Annotated in this window: 1 protein-coding gene; it reads left to right on the forward strand. The window is 63.3% G+C overall.

Going from position 1 to position 656, the window contains the following annotated elements; genetic code table 11:
• The coding region (locus tag CO655_RS33215; protein WP_097667977.1) for a lipoyl synthase at positions 1 to 656 on the forward strand (656 nt) is incomplete at both ends.

Here is a 656-nt window from a genome sequence, read left to right on the forward strand (position 1 = left end):
GGCTGCCCGAATATCGGCGAGTGCTGGGACAAGAAGCACGCCACCTTCATGATCATGGGCGAGATCTGCACCCGCGCCTGCGCCTTCTGCAACGTCGCCACCGGCAAGCCGAATGCGCTCGATATGGCCGAGCCGGAAAATGTCGCCAAGGCCGTCCGGGAAATGGGCCTCAGCCACGTCGTCATCACCTCGGTTGACCGCGACGACCTCGAGGACGGCGGCGCCGAACACTTCGAAAAGGTGATCTGGGCGATCCGTGCGGCCTCGCCGGCAACGACGATCGAGATCCTGACGCCGGACTTCTTGAAAAAGCCGGGCGCGCTGGAACGTGTCGTCGCCGCCAAGCCCGACGTCTTCAATCACAACATGGAAACGGTTGCCGGCAACTATCTGACGGTTCGCCCCGGCGCCCGCTACTTCCACTCCATCCGCCTGCTGCAGCGGGTGAAGGAACTCGATCCCACCATGTTCACCAAGTCGGGCATCATGGTCGGCCTCGGCGAGGAGCGCAACGAGGTGCTGCAGCTGATGGACGATCTGCGCACCGCCGATGTCGACTTCCTGACGATCGGCCAGTACCTGCAGCCGACCCGCAAGCACCACAAGGTCGAAAGCTTCGTCACCCCCGACGAGTTCAAGTCCTACGAGACGGTCGC

Source organism: Rhizobium sp. M1, assembly GCF_002531805.1.
Classification (GTDB): domain Bacteria; phylum Pseudomonadota; class Alphaproteobacteria; order Rhizobiales; family Rhizobiaceae; genus Rhizobium; species Rhizobium etli_C.